The 23,739-nt window shown below is 45.3% G+C and carries 16 protein-coding genes and 2 pseudogenes; 8 read left to right on the forward strand and 10 right to left on the reverse strand.

Annotation, left to right across the window (positions count from 1 at the left end; all coding sequences use genetic code 11):
• A pseudogene (locus tag NDA06_RS11195) lies at nt 1–100 on the forward strand (IS5/IS1182 family transposase); the annotation flags it as partial.
• A gap of 65 nt (nt 101–165) precedes the next feature.
• Here NDA06_RS11195 and NDA06_RS11200 read toward each other — a convergent pair.
• Together NDA06_RS11200 and NDA06_RS11205 are read right to left on the reverse strand one after the other, a co-directional pair.
• Entirely contained in the window at nt 166–609 is a 444-nt protein-coding gene (locus tag NDA06_RS11200; RefSeq protein ID WP_190426727.1) for an STAS domain-containing protein, read from the reverse strand.
• A 250-nt stretch (nt 610–859) separates the two neighbouring features.
• Nucleotides 860–6,256: a CHAT domain-containing protein gene (locus NDA06_RS11205; RefSeq protein ID WP_190985971.1), complete on the reverse strand. Its 5,397-nt coding sequence runs from the start codon at nt 6,254–6,256 to the stop codon at nt 860–862.
• A 592-nt stretch (nt 6,257–6,848) separates the two neighbouring features.
• Here NDA06_RS11205 and NDA06_RS11210 point away from each other — a divergent pair.
• The gene (locus NDA06_RS11210) at nt 6,849–7,391 is read left to right on the forward strand and encodes a hypothetical protein (RefSeq protein ID WP_190429082.1); all 543 of its coding nucleotides are present in this window, start codon (nt 6,849–6,851) and stop codon (nt 7,389–7,391) included.
• Nucleotides 7,392–7,410: 19 nt separating this feature from the next.
• On the opposite strand, the gene NDA06_RS11215 is transcribed toward NDA06_RS11210, so the two are convergent.
• The 4 genes from NDA06_RS11215 to NDA06_RS11230 all read right to left on the reverse strand — a co-directional run bounded on the left by NDA06_RS11215 (nt 7,411) and on the right by NDA06_RS11230 (nt 12,180).
• Nucleotides 7,411–8,790 (reverse strand): DUF3370 domain-containing protein, encoded by a 1,380-nt coding sequence (locus NDA06_RS11215; RefSeq protein ID WP_190985987.1) that lies wholly within the window; start codon nt 8,788–8,790, stop codon nt 7,411–7,413.
• 197 nt (nt 8,791–8,987) lie between these two features.
• The gene (locus NDA06_RS11220) at nt 8,988–9,782 is read right to left on the reverse strand and encodes an alpha/beta hydrolase (protein WP_190985972.1); all 795 of its coding nucleotides are present in this window, start codon (nt 9,780–9,782) and stop codon (nt 8,988–8,990) included.
• Nucleotides 9,783–9,989: 207 nt separating this feature from the next.
• Nucleotides 9,990–11,417, reverse strand: coding sequence for a DUF3370 domain-containing protein (locus NDA06_RS11225; protein ID WP_190985973.1), 1,428 nt, complete (start codon nt 11,415–11,417; stop codon nt 9,990–9,992).
• Between the two features lie 250 nt (nt 11,418–11,667).
• A complete protein-coding gene (locus NDA06_RS11230) occupies nt 11,668–12,180 on the reverse strand; it encodes a peptidase C15 (protein ID WP_190985974.1) in 513 nt (170 codons plus the stop codon).
• Between the two features lie 136 nt (nt 12,181–12,316).
• Between NDA06_RS11230 and NDA06_RS11235 the strand changes: the two genes are divergently transcribed.
• From NDA06_RS11235 to rsmD, 3 genes are all read left to right on the forward strand, one after another.
• Complete coding sequence (locus NDA06_RS11235) at nt 12,317–12,853, forward strand: DUF4362 domain-containing protein (protein WP_190985975.1); 537 nt, start codon at nt 12,317–12,319, stop codon at nt 12,851–12,853.
• Between the two features lie 84 nt (nt 12,854–12,937).
• Nucleotides 12,938–13,573: an imidazole glycerol phosphate synthase subunit HisH gene (gene hisH / locus NDA06_RS11240; RefSeq protein ID WP_190985976.1), complete on the forward strand. Its 636-nt coding sequence runs from the start codon at nt 12,938–12,940 to the stop codon at nt 13,571–13,573.
• Between the two features lie 38 nt (nt 13,574–13,611).
• On the forward strand, nt 13,612–14,160 hold the full coding sequence (gene rsmD, locus NDA06_RS11245; RefSeq protein ID WP_190985977.1) for a 16S rRNA (guanine(966)-N(2))-methyltransferase RsmD: 549 nt from the start codon (nt 13,612–13,614) through the stop codon (nt 14,158–14,160).
• Nucleotides 14,161–14,247: 87 nt separating this feature from the next.
• Here the strand turns inward: rsmD and petG are convergent, their stop codons facing one another.
• A complete protein-coding gene (gene petG, locus NDA06_RS11250) occupies nt 14,248–14,361 on the reverse strand; it encodes a cytochrome b6-f complex subunit V (protein WP_190411146.1) in 114 nt (37 codons plus the stop codon).
• 281 nt (nt 14,362–14,642) lie between these two features.
• Between petG and NDA06_RS11255 the strand changes: the two genes are divergently transcribed.
• Complete coding sequence (locus NDA06_RS11255; RefSeq protein WP_190411147.1) at nt 14,643–15,017, forward strand: cytochrome c; 375 nt, start codon at nt 14,643–14,645, stop codon at nt 15,015–15,017.
• Nucleotides 15,018–15,056: 39 nt separating this feature from the next.
• On the opposite strand, the gene NDA06_RS11260 is transcribed toward NDA06_RS11255, so the two are convergent.
• Both NDA06_RS11260 and NDA06_RS11265 read right to left on the reverse strand, forming a co-directional pair.
• A complete protein-coding gene (locus NDA06_RS11260; RefSeq protein ID WP_190985978.1) occupies nt 15,057–16,862 on the reverse strand; it encodes an ABC transporter ATP-binding protein in 1,806 nt (601 codons plus the stop codon).
• 254 nt (nt 16,863–17,116) lie between these two features.
• Nucleotides 17,117–19,081, reverse strand: coding sequence for a patatin-like phospholipase family protein (locus tag NDA06_RS11265; RefSeq protein ID WP_190985979.1), 1,965 nt, complete (start codon nt 19,079–19,081; stop codon nt 17,117–17,119).
• A 1,151-nt stretch (nt 19,082–20,232) separates the two neighbouring features.
• Between NDA06_RS11265 and NDA06_RS11270 the strand changes: the two genes are divergently transcribed.
• Both NDA06_RS11270 and NDA06_RS11275 read left to right on the forward strand, forming a co-directional pair.
• Complete coding sequence (locus NDA06_RS11270) at nt 20,233–21,006, forward strand: class II aldolase/adducin family protein (protein WP_190674571.1); 774 nt, start codon at nt 20,233–20,235, stop codon at nt 21,004–21,006.
• A gap of 98 nt (nt 21,007–21,104) precedes the next feature.
• On the forward strand, nt 21,105–21,782 hold the full coding sequence (locus NDA06_RS11275; protein ID WP_190411152.1) for a VOC family protein: 678 nt from the start codon (nt 21,105–21,107) through the stop codon (nt 21,780–21,782).
• A gap of 602 nt (nt 21,783–22,384) precedes the next feature.
• On the opposite strand, the pseudogene NDA06_RS11280 reads toward NDA06_RS11275, so the two are convergent.
• Nucleotides 22,385–23,185: pseudogene (locus NDA06_RS11280) on the reverse strand (Hpt domain-containing protein); the annotation flags it as partial.
• Between the last annotated feature and the right edge of the window lie 554 nt (nt 23,186–23,739).

Raw genomic sequence — 23,739 nt, forward strand, 5'->3', positions numbered from 1 at the left:
ACTCAAGCAGTATCGAGCGATTGCAACGCGCTACGACAAGCGTGCGGTTAACTTTCTCGGTGCGATTCACCTCGCTGCTACGGTCATCTGGTTGAATTGATGACACGCCCTAGAGTGCCCTTATAGCCTGCAATCGTTCGGCTGCTGGCACTCTTGATGAAGTTGTCAAGCCAGTTTTTCAAGGGCAGCTTCATAACTTTCCTCAATATCAAACATTTCCTCAAGTTGAGCCACTTCAAAAAGTGTTTTGACTGGAGATTGCAAGTTGCAAATTACAATATGGCACTGCTGTTTGCGGGCGGCTTTGAGTCCTGCTATTAAAGAAAATAGCCCCGAACTATCCACCCCATTGATATGGGTCATATCAAGCACGCATAGAGCTGGGGCATCCAGTACGACGTTGTTCACAATCCATTGCTGTAAGAAAGCACCATTACAGCGATTTAAAACCCCTTGAGGCTGAATGACAATCCGGTGACTGGCTTTTCTGTTTCCTTGGGCTTGAGTAATTTCACGGCAAGAGTTCCGCCGCTTAATTACTGGGGAAAAAATAAATTCAGGAAACAGTACGGTCGAGCGCCAAAACTTTAGAAGTCTAGGTACACCCATAGTTGTGGCTGAGGTAGACTGATTGGTTCTTTACAAAGATTAGTCCTCAGCTCAGTAATTTTTCGTATGAAGTTGATGAAGACAGCACAAGTTACGTAAAGGTAATGCAAAGTTTCGCCTTGCCCTTACGATCGGTCAGTCGGTAATATTGTCAGGGCTTACGCAGATATCTCCCTAAATACCTACGCAGAGAGCGCCGCGATCGCGCATGGTGTGAGCGCATCCCTAACGCAAGTAAAAAGGCGAGTGATTACTGTGCTTCTCCAATGAGGGTAAAAGCTGCCCAGTTGAGTGGCTCTGGATGTTGTTTCATCGTCACTAGCATTGCGCTTCGCAATGCCTGGGCTTTATTCGGGTTTTTTTGTACAGTTCGGTAAAACTCTGTCATGAGAAGGGTCGTTGGCTCGTCAGGAACCGCCCACAGGGACACGATCGCGCTGGGTACTCCCGATGAAATGAGCGATCGCGACAAACCGATGACACCATCGCCGGTGATTTTGCCGCGTCCCGTGTGACAAGCACTCAACACCACAAGTTCAGCATTTAGCTTCAGATCAAAGATTTCTCCAGCAGTGAGGAATCCGTTATCGTTCTTGGATGGAGCCAGCGCGATCGCGCCGGGAATGCCTAATTCTTGAATATCATCCAGTAAGCCGTGCGTCGCTAGATGAATGACCCGCGCCTGGGGCATCTGTTGCACAATCTCAACTTTGGTTGCTTTGTCACCCACAATCGCTTGAGTGTTCAAGAGTTTAGCAATCGTCAGCGCTTCCCGTTCGGCACCCGGTAACGGTGCTAGTGGCTGAGGCTTTTGTCCAGCTTTAGTAGTAGGCATCGTGGGCATGGTCGGATTGCCCACCACTAGGACGTTTTTACTATCTAGAGATGTTCTATGCAACCCTTCTACACGTTGCTGTTGTTGCTGAGTGAGGTCTAGCACCTCAATGGCTGGAGCGGTTAGGATTGTGTGTTGTTCGATTAAGTATTTGCCATTCGGAGCTTTTAGCGCCGGGAAAGGCAACAAAAATAGCCCACCTTGCGGGATAAATATTACGTGGGAATTTGCGTCTTTCGGCAGAAAATCAGCAATTGGCTCAATCAACACTTGATGAAGTTGCGCTCTAGCAGTTTCTCCTTTGTGAATATTGGGACCGTATACAATGCGACTATTCGCTAGCAATTCTTCAAAGGAATTATTTTGCTGTCGCAGCGGTTTCAAGTCAACTCGGCGAAACGCTACTTTACCTGTAGGCTGAACGACCCAAATAAAGAGTTCTGATGCCTGACCTCTGAGTTTACCTTGAACTTTGAATTCTTCTTCAGGGACAATTGAATATTCAACTAGCGTGGCATTTTGTTCTTTGGCAATTTTTTTAATTTGTGCGATGGTCGGAGGATTTAAATTAGTTTGGGATCGAGCCGAAGCTTCAGGGGATAATCGTTGTTGCAGTAACTCTACAAAGGCACGGGCACGTCCCCGTTCGGAAATTTCCAGAGCCAATTCTGCTTTGTTCTGGGCAATCAGAATTTGTTGCAATAAGTTGTAAGTCAGAACTTGCGTATCGAAAACTGAGACATTTTGGATATCATTTAATCCTGGTCGCAGAGATTCCATAACCTCAACGGCATCACGGAGTTTTTTCTCGGCTTCTGGGAGTTTGCCGGAAGCAAATAGCGTATGTCCCAGGTTATTGAGAGCCGCCCCCTCTCCTCGTTTGTCACCCAGCGATCGCGCAATTTCCAAGCTCTTCTGGTGATGTTCAATTGCTTTGGGGTAGTCGCCTAAATCCTCATAAGCAATTCCTAAATTTCCGAGTGCCTTGTGCTGTAACTCGCGATTGCTAATTTCTTTTGCGATCGCAAAACTCTGCTGATAATAATCGAGAGCCTTAGTAAATTCGCCCTGAACATGATAAGCAGATCCGAGATTGGCTAGGGTGCTTCCTTGTCCTTCCCGATCGCTAATTTGCCGCGCGATCGCTAAACTCTGTTCGTAAGATTGAACGGCTTGCTGAGACTTGCCCAAATTAGCGTAAATCGCTCCCAGATTTCCTAATGCTCTCCCTTCTGCTAAGGAATCTTTAATTTCTCGCGCAATCGTTAAACTCTGTTGATAAGACTGAATTGCTTTGTCATATTCACCCAAAGCTTCGTAAGTATTGCCTAAATTGGCTGAAACCTGACCCTCTCCCTGACGGTCTTTGGTTTCCTGCATAATCGTCAAAGCTTGCTGATGAGATGCGATCGCGCTTGCATAGTTGCCTACCGCTTTGTAAGCAATTCCCAGATTTGAAAGGGCTTGCGCTTTAGCTGTAGGATTGCCATTTCCCGGTTGCATCGTCAAGAATGGCTCTAACAGCGCGATCGCATCCCTGTAGTTTTCCTGAACCAGAGAAGCCGCACCCAGAACACCTCTGGCAGCGACTTCCCCCGGAACGTCCTTGAGTTCCTGGTAGATTTTTAATGCCTGTTGCCAAGACTGGACAGCAGGTGCAACCCGATTCGGCTGATACTGTTCAAAACCCTGCTGTAATAGTCGATCTGCTGCCACTTTACGGCTATCTTGCGCTGATGCGACTGATGCGGTGGGTTTTTCTTGCAAGCAACGCGGATCTCGTAGTTGCAGGTTTCGCCGTCGCGGATCTTGCAGTTGTGCAGCGCACACAGCAGCTGCTTCAGCCGTTGACAATTTTAGCGTTCCATCGCTGTTGCGCGTCACCCGGTTCGCATGAGGTGCATCAGAGCTGCTTTTGAGGCTGTTATCGAAGACAAGAATGCGATCGCTCGAATCCGATAAGCGCGAGTTAGAAGCGTCATTTCTCAGCGCAATTAATTGTATATCTGTTGTGAGTTTGTCAGATCCATCAGTAGTAGTATCGCTGTTACTATTCGTGCTGGTGCCATTGCTAGTATTCGTATTAGTGTTGGTGCCAGTATTTGTGTTGGCAACGATATTAGTACCAATATTTGTGTTGTTGCCACTCCCCGTATTCGGTTTAATACCAGTGTCCGTATTCGGATTAGGGTTAGGGTTAGGGTTAGGGTTAGGGTTAGGGTTAGGGTTAGGGTTAGGGTTAGGGTTAGGATTTGTAGTAGGGTTGGGGTTTTGGACGCTTGGAGGAAAAGGGATATTTTGAATAGACCCATAAAAGGAACTGTTACTTCCAGCTCCTACGGTGATAGCTCCCACCGTACCGCTAACATTATTGGGAAACTTATTTGAACCAAAATCAAGCGGCGTGTAAATTTCGTTTTTAAGCAATGCAAAGTCTTCTTTGAAATCAAAATTAGCATCAAAAGTTTTATCATAAGGAAGGTCTGGTTCAACTGGTTTAAAGGCTTCGTCGCCTTTCTTGATTTCAGACCCAACAATAAAAATTCCGTTTCCACCTTGGATTAAAATGCTACCTTTGCCACTAGGTGTTGAACTTCCGGGAGTATAAATATCAAACTGTTTTGATACAATTGTTGTGGTTGCACCTCCATACCGAATACTAATCGGGGCATTAATTTCTTCATTAGTTTTGTCGCTACTCGGTCTAGCATGCAAACTAGATGAAATATCTTTTGTAACTACTGTAATTTCTTTTTTTGAATCAAATTCAATATTTTTGCTTTGAAGAAACCCCAGTAATTCTGGATCGTTTTCAGGTTTGATGTTTATCTCTAAACCCGATGGAGAAGGATTAAAAGAATTCTTAGCTTGGAAAATACCAAAAGCTGTAATGTCAATACCACCAGCCCCCGCATCAATGCTACCGACCACAATATTGCCTGCCGTTGAAGACAAAACTACAGCACTGTTACCATATCCGCTAGGAACAAACTCTTCGCCATTACCAGTAGAAATGTCTTCTGATGTGATGTTTCCTATAGCAGACAAACTTACAGAATCGCCGTATGTATTGATGTTTCCGGCAACTTTAATGTTTTCTGACGCAAGAAAAGTTACAGAACCACCATTTTCTTTTAAAGATGAAGTATTAATTGCTCCGGTTGTAATGTTTACGGCTTCAATCTTTAAATTTCCTCCTTGAGTCTGAATAGTATCTCCTGAATTCATAAAAAAGGAACCACCATCGATACCATCAGCATTCGCCTTGAAGGTGACTGTCGAGCCTGAACTAGTAGCGAGATCCAGACTGTTATCACTTAGGTCTTCGATAGTAATATCATTCGTCGCCTCTAAAAGAATATTCGCTACGGTCTTAGAGATAGATTCCAGTTTTTCTACAGAAATCGTAAATGTGGCGTCAGGATTTCCATCATCCTTGAAGATTTTTCCGTCATTTAATTCACCGTCATTGTCTCCAGTACCATTGACAATCTTGATGTTTTTTGGATCTATTTCTAAAGTGCCAAAACTACCTTGAACGGCACTCAGATCAACCGTGCCCTCAAAAGTAAGGCTGTTCTTCCCTGACACCTCGACAAATCCACCGTTACCGAAATTCTTGCCACCACGGGCGCTGATACTCCCAGAAAAACTGGTTTTCTCATCTGCCCAAACGATTGCTCTCCCACCATTGCCATTGTTAATGGTGTCAGCTTTAATCGTTGCGTCCTTACCTACATACGTCTGCGTGGCGTTCGGTACTTCACCCTTACCCTGATAGTCGCCGCCAATTAAGGCAGTGCCTCCCTTTCCATCTCCAGAGACATCAATTTGAGCTTGTTCAACTAAGGCAACTTTGTTACCCAGCACTTCCACAGTGCCTCCAGCTGCACCGGGTGCTTTATTTGCCGCATCGAGAGTACCAGAGACAATAGTAGTGCCCGTTTCACCATTTATCTGGATGCCTGAGCCAGTTAATACTACCTGTCCGTTTTTAACTGCCACTCCGGTAGCATTGCCCCCACTTCCACCAGTCAGCAGTTGGGGTAATGTGGGAATCGGCAATGTCCAGTTTTCAGGTTGAGTGTCTGCCGTTGCCAAGGGTTGAATATCCAAACCTAGCAGCAGTCCTTGCTGAGTGATGCGGACGACACTTTCGCCAGGGATGGCAGCTACGGTAATGTTACCCCCTGGTGCCGAGAGCTGCCCGGTATTGATAACGGTACCGCCCAACAAAGTTAAGAAGTTTTGTCCCGGCTGTAAGCTGAGGTTGCCAGCGTTGATAATCGCTCCTGGCTGACTGGTGGCGAAAGCAAAAGCGTTGGGGTTTCCTGTCAGTGCGGCGTAGTTGTTAGAACCTGCTGCATTGAACCAATTTGAGCCGATCCCAATTCCGGTTGCTGTTGTCGCTGTAAAGGAAGCAGGCACGTTGAGGCTGGCTCCTGCGCCGAAGATAATGCCTGCGGGATTCATCAAGAAGAGGTTAGAATTCCCGCCTGTTACCTGAATCAGTCCATTAATAATGGAGGCGTCTCCACCAACAACGCGCCCCAGGATGTTTTCAATTCCTGGTTGGGAGAGAAAGTTGGCAATCTGGCTTGAGTTCAGTCCGAATTTCTCAAAGCTGTGGAAAAGATTCGCTCCAGATTGCTGTCCGCCGCTAATGTCGAAGCGATCGCCCTCAAGGACAACATTGGTGTCAGTGCCATCAGTTGCTGGAATAATGGATTGCCCCTGTACCGCTTGGGTGCTAATCGCGCCTACTAAGGGGAAAACTATCAGCAGCCGACGGATGCTTCTCACCGCATTCATAGGATTCTCGCTCAGGATTATCTAATTTTGCGAAACTTAAAGTTTTTTTGACCGCAAGAATAACCCTTAACATTTAGTCAAGCGTTAACTTATTTTTGCTTGCAGCTATTTATTTTTTACTTTTTCCGTAATTTCATCAGTATTATAAATATTAATTTTTTAAAATGCCAATTCTTTTACGTATCTTTACTTAATCTTCATTGAATCTTTATAAAAAAGTTAATTTGATTCCGAAAAATTACTCGTTCATTGTAAATATAGCTGTCCTGAATGATTCGTGAAACTGAGATTCCCGATAGCTATTACGAAGTCGAGGAGCTGAACTGGTGGAATCTCACGATTCAAATACGATTGCAATAGATTGGCGGTTGAGGCTAAGCATAAACCCTATTTTTGAGTTGATCAACTCAACTGAAGTTCGCAAAAATTGCCTATAAATACAGCGAACAGATGCAAAATTTCTATCGATAGGAGTGCCCTACGTGCAAGGTTTACCCTGACTTCTGGCAGAGGTAGCTAGAAAAAATAGGTGGCATTCTATGAATAGATAACCTAAGTGCAAAAGCAGGGAAAAACAAAAAAGAGAAACTTTATGAAACTAACAAATTGGATAAAAATATTACCGGCTTTCCTAGCGATCGCTTTCGTTGTCCCCGCCCAACGAACCCAAGCTCAGACAACGACCGTTGCCGTTCCTCAACCCACACAGACTGTGGTTCCCACACCGACGAAGGCTCCCGATGGAACCCCGACTTATGGTGCGGAATATGCTTATGACCAGTACATGAGATTGGGGTATGCAGCAACGCAAAGAAAGGATTATCCTGCCGCTTTGTCTTACTTCCGGTCAGCACTTGCCGAACGCCCAACTGACCGTTATGCCACACTCGCTTATTGGAATATTACAGACTATTTAAAAGGGCAAGATCCCCCGCCAGCAAGTGCCCCAGCAGCAACAAACTATGACAAATACATGAGAGTTGGCTACGAGGCTTCCAAGAAAGGCGATTATCACACCGCGCTGATTAATTTCCAAAGGGCATTGAAGCAGCGTCCGGGCGATTATTATGCTAGCCAAGCTCTGCGGAACGTCCAGACCTATGTCAATCGCGGTCAGGGATTATCCCGCAGATAAAAGGCTTAATTACAAGGTTTTAAGAAGTCTTTTCCAAGGTTCTAACCGTTAAAACTTGGGGCGGCGTGGCGTCTGGGGGATAAATAAAATCGACTTTTACCAGTCGGCGATCGCCCGGTAGCATCTTCAAGGTTATCAAAGGCTCGCCTTGCTGACCGCGCCGTTGAACTAAATGCACGTAACGAATTTGCGGTAAGCCTCGGTCATCAGTGTATTGGATTTGAACGGTACCCCGGAAAAAAACTTGCTGAGGCGGTGGTTCTAGAAAACGCAACCCTCCCTGCAAGCGATCCTGTTTAATTGGTGTCTGTATCGCTAAGGTTACGGTTTGGCTGTCGTTTGTATCGTTCATCAACGGCAAGGTGAGGCTGTATTGCACTCCATAGTTGCCGTGAGCCATATAAGCGGTATCTGGGTAGCGTACCAACATGGGGGCACTTTGCACTCGTTCGGTGCCGAGAGTGCCGCGAGGAACGGTGCTGAGGCTATAGGAAAACGCTTTTCCTGGTTGGGGAATGCTCAGGTTCACTGCACCCGGTCTTTCTACCAGTCTGGCTTTCCACTGAGAACCTTGTGCGACACCAGCAACACGACCGTAGATCAATTGCCCCTTATTGGCTTCAGGAGAGGTCGGAACGCGATCGCGCGGCTGTGCTAAATTACCAGAATTCAGAAGTGTCTGCCATTCTTCCAGCGTTGGTGCGCGTTCGCTCTTATTCGGATTTTGACGCGCATACATCGCTAAACTCGCCATATAGACTTTGGCATTGCTCCGCAACCGCATTAATGTTGAGCGACCATTCAGTGGCGGCGTTAGCGTCTTTACAGGAATCGGATGATTCATCAACATCCGGCTTTCCCCCGGCGGAATTGTCAACTGAGGGGGAAAATCAGCTTGACGCTGTTCTCGCAAAATATCATTACTGACGCGATCGCCAGGGCCAGCATACACTGTACCCAAGGGATTCTCAATGTAGGACGCCATTGGCATAAATGGCGCATCTGGTTGACTGAGATAACTGGCTGCTTGCAAGATATCCACCGTGACGGGTTGCTTACCGGGATTATGCACGATGATTCCCAAGTAGAGAGTCCGTAAGTCTTCCGGCGTCGGCGGCTTAGCAATATGATGGGCAAACACATCAAAACGCCCTTGGAAGGGAAAATTTAAATGAGCCGCCGAGGTGCTTTTTTTGCTGGGGGGAAAGGTTGAAAGTAAAATTCCCTCCGTCTGTACTAATTCTGGGCTGTTGCTATTAAAAACTGGCACATCATCCAGTTTGCCCGGTAAAGCGCGGACTTCCTGCGGTTGCACGACCTCAAGTGGTGGTGCAGGGGGTGCAGGTGTCGGGATCGGATTTGTTTGCGCGAGAAGAAAAAGCGGCAAAAAAGTCAGCATGAAGCGATTTCGGAGTCTCACGGTTAGCACTCACCATTTTCTCCGCTGTCGGATGCGATCGCACCCCTATTCTTCTAACTGAGGCAATTCACGCAGGAAGGAGGGGCTTTCGCAGTCGCTAAATCAGCGATTGGAACCAGAAATCGTCGCCCGTAGGCGTAAGCCTTCCCGAAGGGTATACGAAAGCCCAGAGAAAATTATGCCCTTGTCAATAACATTTCCTCAATTTCTGCAAGAAATTCAAAAGTAATCGTTGTAAATTTATCTGGAAAAAACAGGTTCCATTCGTGGTATCCTTCCGCTACTACTTTTAATTTAGAACCTTTGATTCCTTGTGATAACTCTTGGGCAAATTTTACCGGAGTTAGAACATCGTTCTCTCCCCACAAAATTAAACAGGGGGATTCAACGTTTGGTAAAATTGGTCTGATATCTTCTTGTAACGCGATAAATCCCATCTTTATTGTGTTTTCCAGGTTAAATAAGCTGTTATAAAACAAGTTTTTAAAAATAGCACTAACCGGCTGAAGCTTCATTTGCCAAGATTGTGCAGGCATTTCAATTGCCCTTTTCAATACAACTTCCGGTATAGAACCCAGAGGAATCCCTGTACTGTCTACGACGATGAGGCTGCGGACAATCGACGGCATCAAAGCTGCCAATGCTATGGCAATTGCGCCTCCTAGTGAATGTCCAACTACATGAACTTTCTTTAAATTTAACTTTTTTACAAAATTACCGATAACCTTTGCATAGTCATTAGAATTTTGAATTGTTTCAGGTGCGGTTGAGTCCCCTAAACCTGGTAAAACCGGCGCGATTACCTGATAACGCTCAGATAAAATATCTAAGCTTTCTTGATAAGGTTCAACTAATACTCCCCATCCGTGTATAAAAAGTATCGGATCTAAATTTGAGGCAATTCCTCCTTCATAGTAGGAAATACAACAGTTATCAAAATTAACTTGCTTTTCGATGAATTTGCTTTTCACTGAATTGACCTTCAATTTTTTGAGACAGTAAGCACTAATTTAGGCATTTGTCAAAAGTGCCTAAATTAGAGGATGTTACATAACTTAACAATTCTTGCCTAGTTTTCTCGTCTGTCTAAAGTAAGGGCACGGCATTGCCGTGTCCCTACGCTTGGAAATGGGGAAGCGAGGCAAACCCCGCAGCCAATACATCAGGAAATTTTTTAACTAAAGTACAAACCGAATTCCATACAGGACACGCATCAATTCCACTAATGACTTGTCACTTACATTCGCTGAGGTATTTTCTAAAGTTCGTACAGTCAGGACTTGCGGCGGCGTCGCATCTGGTGGGTATATCAAATCGACTTGCACCTGGCGGCGACTTGCCGGTGGCATTTTTAGCGTTAGCAGTGGTTCTATTACCTGACCCGTTTGGTGCCACAAATGCACGTAGCGCGTCAGGGGTTTCCCTTGGTCATCCTTGTAGCGCAACCGTACGGTACCGCGAAAAATTGGAAAATGCGGGGGTTGCTGGAAACGCAATCCTCCTTTTGCTAGCTTGTCTTCCTTCAAAGGCGTTTCTAGCGTCAGGGTGACAGTTTGGGGTTGTTTCGTGGAGTTGATTAAGGGCACGCTGAGGTTGTATTCAACTCCGTAGTTCCCATGTGCTTCGTAAGCGGTATCCGGATAGCGCACCAGCATCTTTGCAGTTTGCACTTGACTTGTACCGAGGGTGCCTAACTTGAGGGAACTGATGGGATAGGAGATAGCGTTACCGGGTTGGGGGATGGTGAGATTTTGGGCATTGGGTTTATCCACCAGTTGCCCTTTCCAGGCAGAACCTTCAGAGACTCCTGCCACGCGACTGTAAATAAATTGCCCGCTGGTTTGCCCTGGAGGAGAGGGGGCTTTATCTCTGGGTCCGGCTAAAGTGCCTGTATCGAGTAAAGTCTGCCATTCTGCTTGGGTTGGTTTCCGTTCGCTGCCATCTGCATTTTTCTTGGCATACATGGCTAAACTGGCTGCATAAACCTTGCCATTACTCTGCAACCTCATTAGCGTAGACCGACCATTAATGGGCTTTTCTAGATTCCGCACCGGAATCGGATGATTCATCAACAAACGGCTTTGTCCCGGCGGTATCACTAGCTGGGCGGGAAAATCAGCTTGTCGCTTGCCTCGCATGACATCGTTGACTGCGCGATCGCCATGACCGGAATATACGTCTCCGTTGGGATTTTCGACATAAGTCGGCAGTTTGATATAGGGCGCATTCTGCATTAGCTGACTTGCCGCTTGCAATACTTCCACTTTGACGGGTTTTGTAGCCGGATTATGCAAGATTACGCCCAGATAAAGCGTCTGCAAATCTTTGGGAGTGTGGCTAAAGTGGTGGGCAAATAAATCAAATCTTCCCTGGAAAGGGAAATTAAGATGAGCCGCTGGCACCTTTTTACCATTTGGGGGAAAAGTAGAAAGTAAAATCCCTTCACTTTTCACCCATTCTGGGCTGTTACTGTTAAACATCGGCACTTTATCCAGTTGTCCGGGTAAAGGCATAACTGGCTGGGGTCGCACAATCTCTTGAGGGGCTGGTTTGGGTGGCGGCGGTGGTGTTTGAGCAAGCGGTAAAAGGGGCAAGAATGGCAACATGGGAAGATTAATATTTAAAAACGATAACGACCTTATCCGGAAAAATCGTTTGACTAGACTTTTTAAGAAGTGTGCCCTCAGACTAAATGGGACGACACAAACAAAGCCTGCCTCCGCAAGCTAAATTCACTGTTAGTTCAGTGTAGGCGGACTTCGTCCGTGAAGCCACAACTTTACTGAGTCGTCTTTGGACGTTCGCTGAGGATGCTAACCAAAGATTTTCCGGATGGGTGCTAAGACATCAAGGACTTTAAGAAAGTGCCAGGTTCTTCAGAATACATAAAAAATCTGCCATGATTCCCGAAGAGTTTTCCGGAGTTAGGATTGGGACGTGAACGAAGATACAGCGGCTGTTAATTTTGCGTTCTTGCAAGTAGTCTAATACTGAGTAATACAGCCCTTCGCAGACAAATTTACCGGCATCATCGCTGATTTCAGTTGCGACTAAGCCTGTTAATAGTTTTTCTAGATTTACCGATGTTTTTAGCAGTGTGGTTCCACAAGCCGCACAGGATTCTACGCTCAATTGAGTGCGAGACTCTGCCATACCGCAGCAGATAATGGCATCCGGCTGTAATTCGTTAATTTTGGCAAAAACGCGATCGCTTGCTTGAGCAACATCAACGGGTAGCTGTCTTAAAAAACTCAATGATAGCGATAAATAGTCTAGGTTGCCAACTTCCAGTAATAGATCGTCGGAAGCATTAGATGTTTGATGGGGAAGCCAGGTAGTAAAAGACGTTAGCAGAATTTTTCGATTCATAAGTAGCTTTGTGGGATGCGTAGATTAGCTTAATCTAACCACTTACCTGCCTGACAGCAACAAATGTTTAGAGAGATGCGTCTTTCGTTTAATAGACGCAAATGTAACAAATGTTGAAATGAGGCTGAGGTAGAAAGTGCGACGATTACTTCTTGTTTTAGGAGTGGTGCTTCTGGCATCAGGCTGTAATTTAGAAAAGGCTGCCCAGACGCAGACTGTCAATCTGAATCAAGAAAAGATTACAAAAGAAGAAAAGGCTTTACTTGAGCGGCTAAAGAAAGACAAATTGCTGAAAGCAATCGAGTGCCCATCTAGAGAAGAATTAACTAATTTTGATGAAAACAATTCAACCAAGTCTTTGCTGAGCTGGGTATTCAGGTTAAAAAAAGGTAACCTTGGGGCAAAAAAAATCTGTATCACCCAAGAAGGAGATCCTGTCACAGAATACATAATCGTTGAAAATGATAAAATAAAGATAGTTTTAGCTTCTTCCGAAGATAGATTTGGGACAAGGGATGTAGAAGTATATAATCCCATTCAAATTAATCGGGGATACTTTGAGGAAGATGACAAAAACTTAAAAATTTTCAAAATTTCGGAATTACAACTGCCTGAAGGTAAAGAAATATTCATTCAGTATGAATTGCCGAACGGTGAAAAGAGATATTTTTGAAATTTTTAACAAAAGAATGTAAAGTTAAAAGAAGGGAACTAGACACCCAACACAAACAACAAAAGTCAGCAAAGGCGCATATTAATGTCAGTCATTGCAGTCATCGACTACGACATGGGAAATCTGCACTCTGCCTGTAAGGGATTGGAAAAAGCGGGTGCAACCCCTAAAATTACGGATTCACCGGCAGACATTGCACGGGCGGATGCTGTAGTCCTGCCTGGTGTGGGATCTTTCGATCCGGCAGTGCAACACTTGCGATCGCGCCACCTAGTAGAACCCATCAAAGAAGCGATCGCATCTGGCAAACCTTTCTTAGGGATCTGTCTGGGATTGCAAATTCTATTCGATTCCAGCGAAGAAGGCAAAGAACCCGGTTTAGGCATTATCCCCGGTGTGGTGCGACGATTTCGCCCGGAACCTGGGTTGACGATTCCCCACATGGGTTGGAATCAACTAGAAATCGCTCAACCGGATGCCCCACTCTGGCGGCAGTTACCGTCTCAGCCTTGGGTTTATTTTGTCCATTCTTACTATGTCGATCCCGTCGATCCTCAAATCCGCGCCGCCACGATCGCTCACGGAAGCCAAACGGTGACGGCTGCGATCGCGCGTGATAACTTGATGGCTGTACAGTTCCACCCGGAAAAATCTTCTACCAGCGGACTGCAAATATTATCCAACTTTGTCGCCCAGGTACGAACCGAAGTTGCCGCATAGTAAAGTTGCCTTAGCGTAGCGGCACGTCTGGCCTAATTATGAGTCTTAGAATCTACGGCAATCGCCTTCTCAAAACTTTACCAGGTCAGGAAACCCGACCCACGCTAGGGCGAGTGCGGGAAGCAGTATTTAACATTTGGCAGGGCAGCATCAGTGGTTGTCGCTGGCTGGATTTGTGTGCCGGTAGTGGTTCGATGGGCGCAGAGGCATTGTGTCGGGGTGCCAGCTACGTCGTCGGAATTGAACAGTGGAGTCGCGCCTGCGTCATTATCCAGGAAAACTGGCAGCAAGTCGCTCAAGAAGACCAAAAATTTCAAGTGTTGCGGGGGGATGTCGTTCAACGATTGAAAACCCTTGGCGGTCAGCAGTTCGACCGGATATATTTTGACCCACCCTATGCGAGTGAATTATATCAGCCGGTGCTGGAAGCGATCGCGCAGCATCAATTACTGGCTGAAGGCGGTGAATTCGCAGTGGAACACAGTCCTAACAACTGGACGGTGGAACCCGTTCCCGCACTGGAAATCTGTCGCCAAAAGGTTTACGGCAACACTGCCCTTACCTTCTATTGCCCAGCCAGCATCTGAAAGTTTACAACCATTTAAAAAGGTGGGCCGTGCCCACCTCACTCAGCTGACTCAGGAGGGCGGGAGAACCGCGCCCCTACAGCACTTTTATACTCCTAGTTTGTTGTCGCGCTTTTTCTGCATATAGGCAGCGAAGAATAGTCCCGCGAGGGTAACTAAGATCAAACCAAGCACGATACCAGAAAGCAGGGGTTCTACCACGTCAGTACTCCTTTGTTAACGTTTCTTGCCTGTTTCTCATCCTACAAGCTAGAGAGGAAGAACGGGTGAGCCTGTAGCGACACAATTTCAAGGCATCTCCGATTCCAGTAGCAGGCTGGAGAAAACTACGCTTGCCTCGACTCTCTAGAAAATTTAAGCTATGTATATGAATCGAAATCTTTATCGATACACAACCACACATATCGCTATACTCGTTCATTGCATAGCGATCGCCCGCGCCCCGATCAAAAACTGCCCTTACATCTCACTTTCAAAAACCTTTGGATAACCAGCTACCTAAACCTGAAATCCTGATGCAGCGCCTCAGCTTGATGGCATTGGCTGCTTTCCTGGTCATCCTCTTAGCACTTGTTGGGGTTAACCTGTTTCGCGTCTCCGATCCTTATGTCAAGACAGTTTTGACCCTAACGGGCGACTCCGTGAAGGGACACGCGATTTTTCAAATGAACTGTGCGGGATGTCATGGATTGGAAGCACACGGTCGAGTGGGGCCAAGTCTGGAAGCCATCTCTAAGCGCAAGTCTCGCGTAAGAATCATTCACCAAGTCATCAGTGGGGATACACCACCCATGCCCCAGTTTCAGCCCAGTACCCAAGAAATGGCAGACTTACTGCGTTATTTAGAGGAATTGTAGATGGGAGTGGGCATGGATAATCGCTCATTCATCATCAGCCTAGACCTGACTGAACTGTTGTGCGTAAAATCGGGCATAGCGATCGCCCTTTTGCAGCAATTCTTCATGGGTTCCCGATTCCATAATTTGCCCCTGTTCCACAACCAGAATCCGGTCAGCGCGGCGCACCGTGGCGAGGCGGTGGGCGATGATGAAAACAGTCCGGTCTTGCATGATCCGTTCTAGGGCTTCCTGCACCAAGGCTTCTGATTCCGAATCCAGGGCAGAGGTTGCTTCATCCAGGATGAGGATTCGAGGATTCAGCAAAACAGCACGCGCGATCGCAATTCTCTGCTTCTGCCCCCCCGATAAATTTACCCCTCTCTCCCCCACCCAGGTATGATAGCCCTGGGTAAATTGGGTAATGAACTGGTGGGCGTTGGCTATCTCTGCCGCCACCTGTACGTCTTTGAGGTCAAACTGTGCTTGTCCAAAAGCAATATTTTGAGCAATCGTCCCAGAAAATAGAATCGTTTCCTGCGGGACAATCCCAATTTGCCGCCGCAGACTCCGCAGCGTCACATCCTGAATATTAGTCCCGTCAATCAAAATTTCACCCGCTTGGGTGTCATAAAAGCGGGGAAGAAGATTCACCAAAGTCGTTTTACCCGCACCCGACGCACCCACTAAGGCAATCATTTCTCCGGAGTGTGCCAGCAAATTCAAATTTTGCAGCACCGGAGTTCCTCCTTGCCCCGACTTAGAAAGAGGTTGCACTCCTTCTTTGTCATCCTCTGAGAAGGTAGGACTTGGGGAATTTAGTGCCGGATAGGCAAAGGTAACGTTACAGTATTCAACTTTACCTGTGACCGCCGGAAGCTCAACGGCACCCGGCTTTTCCACCACGGTTGGCTGAATCGCCATCAGTTCAAAAATCCGATCGACCGATGCCTGACCCTGTTTAAATTCGTTGTAATTGCTAGTGAGATGGGCAATCGGGTCAATCAGTAACGCCACTGCTGCGATATAGCTAACAAATTCTGCCCCAGTCAGATTATTAATCGAAATTTGCCAGCCACCGAGGAAAAACAGCAGTAAAACGCTCATCGCGTACAGAAATCCAACTACAGGATTCTGAATCGCCTTTAGCCGTTCAGTTGCATACTTCGCTTTCCGGTTTTCTTCAGCTTCCTGGGCAAAACGGGCAATTTCATAATCTTGGGCGGCGAAAGCTTGTACTAGACGTATTCCGCTAAATACTTCCGTTAGCAACGCCGATAAATTAGAGACGCGATTTTGGCTGCGGCGAGAAAACTTCAGCATCTGTTCGCCAAACCAGCCAATTAAAACGCCCATCAGCGGTGCGACGATAAACGTTGCCAGCGTCAGCTGCCAGTTGAGATAAATCATGTAGCCCAGTACGACGATTAGCTGCAACACGCAGGGAATAAAGTCATGGAAAACTTTATTGACGACTTCCCCAACTCGGTCAATATCCTCGGTGAGACGGTAAGTTAAATCGCCGGTTTGTGCAGTTTCAAAGTAGCCAAAGTTGAGACGATGTAGGTGAGTATAAACTTGCTTGCGTAAGTTAAAGGCAACGAAAAGGGCAGCTTTCGCCATCAGCGAATCCTGTCCATACATCAGGATTTTCTGCACGAGAAAAACGACTGCCAGCACTCCTGCTAACTGGGCAAGTGCTGCCATATCGCCCTGTCCAATGAAATTGGCGATTTTGCCTGCAAGTGCCGCCTGGACGGGCCAGAATACTGTAACCCCTAACGTGCAAGCGAAAGCTTGCGCGATGGTTTTCCACTGAGGGCGGATGTATGGCAGTAGATGCCAGTAACTAGAGCGCGTTTTCAAACCTTAACGTCCTGTAATAATCTCTCCTTTGTCTGACGCTACCAGTTTTCGGTTGTTTCTGAGCGATTATTCTTGGGTGTATTTTAGGGATAGGAAGCGATCGCTTCCCCCGTTCGCAAGGGAAACAAGGGCAATCCCGCTTTCTGTCTGCTAGCGGGGAGGGTTCCATTTCAGCTTGTGTGTATCGACCGGGCTAGACGAAGTAGCGATCGCTCGATGTCAGCACCAACAATGTCAGCATTCAGACACATTTTTTATACTTTTTCGTTGCCAAACATCCTGTTTTGTGCTTTCTCCATCAAGTCAGAAACCACAATCAATACAGTTGCCAAAATTTCAAGAATTGCTAACCCTGAAATCGCTAATACTTTCAGGATTCCTAAAACGAATAACCAAATCAATCCAATAATTTTTGATTCAGTTAATACAATTCTCAAAGCGCGTAAAACTATTCTAGCAATCCTAATTTTTTGACTAAGTTTCAGATCCGCAGGTTGCGGATCTTGTGCTAGCAGATATTTCTTGATTTGTCTTACTATCGTATCTACTTCTGCTTCTGTAATTTCTACATTGCAGTATTGGTGTAACCAAGTAATTCCACAAATTCGCCCCAATAGAAAATCATGATCTCGATAACGTTTGTCAAAAAAACCACCAAATGCACCCAGGAAATCTGATGCGAGTAGTTCTGCGGCGCTTCCTTCTTGCAGAGAAGCTTTAATATTTTCGGGTAGATTATCGTAGATGGGTTGCAGCCTGCTTATTCCATTACTTCTAGAATTAGCAATTTCGCCGATAATTGCTGGAGTAATTGGACGCAGCTTTATGTGCCGATAAGGGATTGCTTCTTCGATAATTTTCTCAATCTGGCTGATATCTCCAAAATTTTTATCTTCAATTACTTCTATTAATTTTTCCTTTGCTAAGGCTAATTGATTTCGTTTTTGAATTTCTCTTAAGCGGAGCGAGTCATGTTCTGATTTTGGCAGCGTTAAGCCACTCAATCCAACTTCTAGTGTCGAAAATTCACCTTGGGTTAGGCGTTTTGCACTATTTAAATTTTCTACGGGAACTGGACGGATATACACGTGCAATCGTTCTGTATTAATTGATGGCTGTTGTGCCGTAAATTCCTCCTGAAACTGACTTGAACGCTCCTTTTTGTGTATTTGATTGGAGCGCAAATCATTTTCTAGTTCAATTCCTTTTAAAATAGGTAGACCATCTAGGATGCCTCCATCCGTATACAGAAATACTAAATGTGTATCATCTGCCTTGCTTTCACGTACAGCGCCTAGCCCTTCTTCCTTCAGTTCTTGTCTTTTGGGTGTTTTAAAGTAGTCATCACTGAGGTCTTTAAGATTGATACTACTAATATCAGAATGATCCCAAATGGGTGGAAAAGCAACCGGAAAAGCGCCGGAAGCGCGACCCCCCATTACTGCCTTGGCCCACATCTTATTCATTGTTTCTTGAGGAATTCCTGAATGAAAAAGAAATTGACGAGTCTCTGAACTGGTAATCGTTTCAATTTCTTGTTCCAAATGTCCTTGGGCATCGGTGAGATTGATTTGTTCAAGAATTCCTTGCAAGTTGGTAAGCGTCATTAAAAGCGCCAGAGGTTTCGTATTTTCTGTAATCTGGGGAGGCTTGATAACAAGTTCGGCAATTTTTTCAATTGCTTCACCAGAAAGAACGCTGAGATTGGTTTTTTCGCGTTTTGCTTCGGGAGTAGATTTATAAGATTTAGAACGATGAAAAAGCTTATAAAATCCTTTTCTAAGCGGATTAGAACTCTTTTTATATTTCTCTAGGGTTGCTTCAAAGCTATCGGCAAAACTTTCTATCGTCCCTTGAAATCCATCTTTAAAACTAGACAGCATTACCGAAAAGCTATCGATTTTTTGAATATCGGCTTGTTGAACCCAGGCTTGATACAAAGGGCTTTTATGCTCTTCTTCTGAAAATTTGAGTCGTTGATCGAATTTAAAAGGTGGATCTACCTTTCCTTGAAGTAAGCAGTAGGCGGCGATGACACCAGACATTGCCCCTGCTGAAGATCCAGTAATAATATCAATAATCACTTTCGGTTCAGCCTTGACGGATTCTTTCGTCAATTCATAAAAAACTCCTGCCATATAAGCACCCAATGAAATGCCACCAGAGCAGTTGAGTGTAATCAGTTTGGGAGTTTGTGCAGATTTGGTTTCGGTTTTCATGACAATATACTTGGCGGTGAAAATAACTTGAAGTTTAGTTTAATTCAGCGAACTTCTGTTATGAGGTTCTTGGCATAAGAGTATTGCTTGGAATTCTAGAAAATTGTTTTGCTTGGCAACAGAAGAGATAAAAGCTGGGTTCTGGTTGTACATAGCATTGAGCAAACAGAGTGATATTGCTAAGCTGGCATTTTGAGCTAGCGTCTTGCTTCTCTGGCGACAGCCATTCCTATAAATAGGGGGATGCTGCTCTAAGTAGCTGTTCGTTTCTTCGACAACCTCACTATTTTATATGAGCAGAGAATAATTAAAACTTTTTCGGGAAAGAATCACAAGCGTCTCCTCTCCTGCTTGTAACTTGCTGCTGAGGCTACTTCCAGAACTAAGTTAGGATGCTTTAATCAACTGTGTAATTTTGGAAGCTGCGTTGAGTTCTGGATGCTGTTCGTGAAAGTATTACAAATACATCCTCTATCGTGTTACACCTTTTGGTGGGGAACGAAATATCAATATACCAATGGCTTCAGCAATTGTTACATTTGTGTAATTATTCAGTATTATAAATGCCAGCAGTATCAGTGACTCCAATCTTGACAAAAGTTTGATGGGTTTTGCTTCTGCTCCACCCATCCTATGAATAATAAAGTTAGTTGGCTGAAGCGCGATCGCTCTCTTGAGCCGAACAATTAAAGGAGTTAGATGAGCGATCGCTACTTTATGAATAATTAAGAAAGATTAATTTTTTTTCTCTATTTCTTATGACGAAATATAAATTTATGAATTAGTCCATGATGGCACTTTAAAAGAAAGACGTTTAAAATAAAAGAAGAATTACCAATAAAATTCTTCCTGCATTCAAGAACCTCTCTCCAATTAGTTTCAGTTTAGCTAGGAATAAAGCTAAAGAAATAAATAATTTATAGCGATTGCTCAGATTGCAATGGCTTCCTCACCAAGGAAAAATAAATTCTAGAACTCAAAATTCGGGCAACAGCTTTAGAGAAAGCCTTGTATCCGCCTGAAAAACTCCTGCGCTCAATCGCCGCCCATCGGTAGCGATCGCTAACGATTTTCTAGTGAATTCCTGGCAAAATACAATACACTCACGAATCAAACATCTTTGCAACAACCGATTTATACAGGCTAAAGCTATGCAGACATTAAACATTCCTATCAATATTCCCCAGCCGCCGACCTTTGCTTCTATCGAAGATGAACGCCTCCATCGCAAACAACGCCTAGCCGCTGCATTTCGCCTGTTTGCTCGCTTCGGATTTAGTGAAGGCATCGCCGGACACATCACTGCCCGCGATCCCGAACACCGCGATCGCTTTTGGGTCAATCCCTTCGGGATGCACTTCAGTCTCATCCGAGTCAGCGATCTGCTTCTAGTCAACGAGCAAGGTGAGGTCGTTGAGGGAAATAAGCCTGTCAATCAAGCAGCCTTTGCCATCCACTCCCGCATCCACGCCGCCCGTCCCGACGTTGTAGCAGCCGCACACTCCCATTCAACCTACGGTAAAAGCTGGTCAAGCCTGGGTCGCCTCCTCGACCCTCTCACGCAAGATGCCTGTAGCTTCTACGAAGACCACGGGCTGTTTGATGACTACACGGGTGTCGTTCTCAAACTAGAGGAGGGTAAGCGGATAGCGGAAGCTTTAGGCAACAAAAAAGCCCTCATCCTCCGCAACCACGGGCTGCTCACAGTGGGGCACTCAGTCGATGAAGCTGCTTGGTGGTTTATCACAATGGATCGCTCCTGTCAGGCACAGCTGATGGCAGAGGCGGCTGGGAAGCCTGTCCTGATTGACTCGGATATGGCTCGTTTGACGTATCGCCAAGTGGGGTCGCACCACATGGGATGGTTTAGTTTTCAACCACTCTACGACATGATTGTGCGTCAACAACCGGAGCTGCTGGAGTAAGTGGTTTTAAAAGTGTGGAGTGAGGAAGCTTCTAACAAAGGCTGGATTTACAAACCAGCATCTACCGATTGGATTTAAAGAAAAATGAGGGTAGATAAATGACGAAATTAGAGCTACCTAAAGGAAACGACAAAACTTTGAATTCCGACCTAGACTCACCTTTTTCCCAAAAAGATGGCTTATTGGAGTTCAAGGCAGAATTGACCACTCCTGAGTTTTTCAAACGCTGGTCATTTGTCACCAATGTGTATGGTGAACGAGTGCAAGTGGATCACTTTGTCCTGACTTTTCCTGATTTTACACGTCTCAAAAATTACGCTGAAGCTTTGTGTCAATTGGGTGGTCAGATTGTTGAAGGGCCAGGACTCTTTCCCATCGAATTTTGTCCTGAAACTTATGTAATTACCAATGATTTATGGTTGCATTTGTTGACAATATTGATGCCATCGGGGGGGTTGGTGGTTCTAGCTGCGCCCCACGCACCAGACGATCAACTTGACCGATTCCTACATGAGCGGGGAAACACTGGCGTCCACCATATTGCGATTCGCGTAGACGATGTGCAGAGTGCTGGTTTAGTTTGGGAGAAAAAAGGGTTTCATCCATTGTCTAGAGAGCCTCTTAAGGGTGATTCTCTATGCCAATGGTTTTGGCAAAACTCAGCAGGACAAATTATCGAGCTAATTGGTCGTAGTCCTGAAAATCACGCAACTTTTTACTGCCAAAATATAGGGGGTCTTCGGCTCTCGGAAGTCGCAGGGATTAACGCAAAATGAGTATTGATTTAAGTAGCTAGTTGCCGGTGATTGATCCAGAGGCGTTTTAGAATTGATGATGATGCGATCGCTATCTGTTCTGGGATGAAATCAGAGAAAAGCGATCGCTCATTTGCTTCTTGATGCCTAAGTATTAAGATAACAGCGACCTAAGCCCATAATTCCCCTATCCAATCATCCCCTTGTTCCCAATCGCGACAAGGTTCTTCTTGGGGGCCAGAAGGATGAACCGCGCAGACAATTTCGCATTGTCCGTAGTAAAAACGGCATCTTCGACAGGTCTGGAGAGCTTCTATATGAACGGTTTCAATGACTCCACCGGCAGAGGAAATCGTGTCTCGAAGCTCTTGCTGACAGGAATAGGTTGGTAGCCACACGCCAATCGAGAGTTGGTCGTTGATTCCCTCCGGTTCGCCGAAAAAGTGGTCGTTGATAGCACCCGGTATGCATTGGCAACCCGTGATTCTGCCTCCGACTTTACTGACAGCTTGACGAATGACTTTAAGAGTACATTTAGCTTCAACCGTAAAATAGCCACATATATCAATCCGTTGCGTTCCCGCCGTGGCTACGAGAGTCAGATTGGTGCGAACAAATCCTGCTTGAATAACCAGCAATCTCAAGTGATTGTCGAGTTCTTGAAAAACTGGCTCAACCTCCGACATAATTTTGCCTGTTATTTCTTCAGTTAGACCAAGCGCTCTTTGTAACTGCTGCCAAAGTGCCTGTAGCGTCTTCAAAAGCCGCAACAAGAATGAATCTAGCTTTTGATCAACCTGAATTGGATACTCTTTTATAACCTGGAATCCCTTTTCTAAATGGTGAGCAGTTTCTTGAATACTTGTGAGTCCCAACATCGCTGCTCCGCTTTTAATCGAATGAGCAGCACAAAAAAGCTGGTTGATTTCTTCTGCGTCTTTAATCGTGCTTGTTTCGGACAGCAATCCTTGCTCAATTGTCTGGATATATTCTTTCGTTCCTTCAATAAACAAGTGATTGAGATGATTATTAAGTTCTTCAAAAACTGGCTCAACTTTCGACATCATCTTGTGAGTCAGCTCATCATTCAACCCACAAGACCAAGAAAGCTCCTGCATCAGAGCTTTTAGGGTATCCAAAACCCGTTGTAAGAGTGACTCTAGCTTTTGATCGATCTTAACGGGACAAGCATTGAAGACCTGGAAACATCTTTCTAGGCGGTAAGCCGTTTTCTGAATGCTGAGGAATCCCAGCATTGCTGCACCACCTTTGATACAATGAGCAGCTCGAAAAACCTGATTAATCTTTTCTGGGTCTTCGATAGTGCCTTGTAGATCCAGGAGACCTTGCTCAAGTGTATTGAGGTGGTCAATTGCCTCTTCAATAAAGTAGCCAATAATTCGCTGATGTTGTCCCGACATCATTCTCTTTTCTCCTTGTTTTCGCGTAGGGTATTTTCTACCGCAACGCGCTAGGCTTCGCTCAAGGGAAAACTCCGCAGGGGTCGCGTAGCGTATGCGCTCTGTTTACCGATCTCTCCGGTTTTAACACAGCTTGAGACTGATTGAAGTTTTTTCAATAATTGTTGTCAGCGATCGCTTCACTCAATTGCGATCGCTTCCCTGTTTCTAAAGTTTTAATATAAAGTTTTAAAAACGCCAGCTCTAGTTATAAGCTAAAAACGTTCGCGATTGCACAGCGCTAATACGGTAATTTTGGAGCAAAACTGCGAAAAGTGCGAAAACTTTGTGAAAAATGCTCCAATATAACTCCTTTCTTGCTTATACCCTTTCGCTCTATTTCTGCAAGAGTTCGGTCTGGCACCCCTTTGTTGATTGCTTTAAGAAATTCAGATATTTAGCATCGAAAAAGTGAATTGGTATTAGGGAGTTTTTAACATTTTTATAAAAAAAATTCCGCGTGCAACAAAATCCCTTGAGCAAGTAGGGTTAAGGGTAGTTATTGAGTAAATTTGGCT

The sequence above is a fragment of the Trichocoleus sp. ST-U1 genome (assembly GCF_039961835.1).
Taxonomy (GTDB): domain Bacteria; phylum Cyanobacteriota; class Cyanobacteriia; order Cyanobacteriales; family FACHB-T130; genus FACHB-T130.

Excerpts from the sequence above, each read along its gene's own strand:
- NDA06_RS11205 (WP_190985971.1), bottom strand. The coding sequence starts at position 6,256 with ATGAATGCGGTGAGAAGCATCCGTCGGCTGCTGATAGTTTTCCCCTTA.
- NDA06_RS11200 (WP_190426727.1), bottom strand. The coding sequence starts at position 609 with ATGGGTGTACCTAGACTTCTAAAGTTTTGGCGCTCGACCGTACTGTTT.
- NDA06_RS11225 (WP_190985973.1), bottom strand. The coding sequence starts at position 11,417 with ATGTTGCCATTCTTGCCCCTTTTACCGCTTGCTCAAACACCACCGCCG.
- NDA06_RS11210 (WP_190429082.1), top strand. The coding sequence starts at position 6,849 with ATGAAACTAACAAATTGGATAAAAATATTACCGGCTTTCCTAGCGATC.
- NDA06_RS11230 (WP_190985974.1), bottom strand. The coding sequence starts at position 12,180 with ATGAATCGAAAAATTCTGCTAACGTCTTTTACTACCTGGCTTCCCCAT.
- hisH (WP_190985976.1), top strand. The coding sequence starts at position 12,938 with ATGTCAGTCATTGCAGTCATCGACTACGACATGGGAAATCTGCACTCT.
- NDA06_RS11215 (WP_190985987.1), bottom strand. The coding sequence starts at position 8,790 with ATGCTGACTTTTTTGCCGCTTTTTCTTCTCGCGCAAACAAATCCGATC.
- NDA06_RS11265 (WP_190985979.1), bottom strand. The coding sequence starts at position 19,081 with ATGAAAACCGAAACCAAATCTGCACAAACTCCCAAACTGATTACACTC.
- NDA06_RS11270 (WP_190674571.1), top strand. The coding sequence starts at position 20,233 with ATGCAGACATTAAACATTCCTATCAATATTCCCCAGCCGCCGACCTTT.
- rsmD (WP_190985977.1), top strand. The coding sequence starts at position 13,612 with ATGAGTCTTAGAATCTACGGCAATCGCCTTCTCAAAACTTTACCAGGT.
- NDA06_RS11275 (WP_190411152.1), top strand. The coding sequence starts at position 21,105 with ATGACGAAATTAGAGCTACCTAAAGGAAACGACAAAACTTTGAATTCC.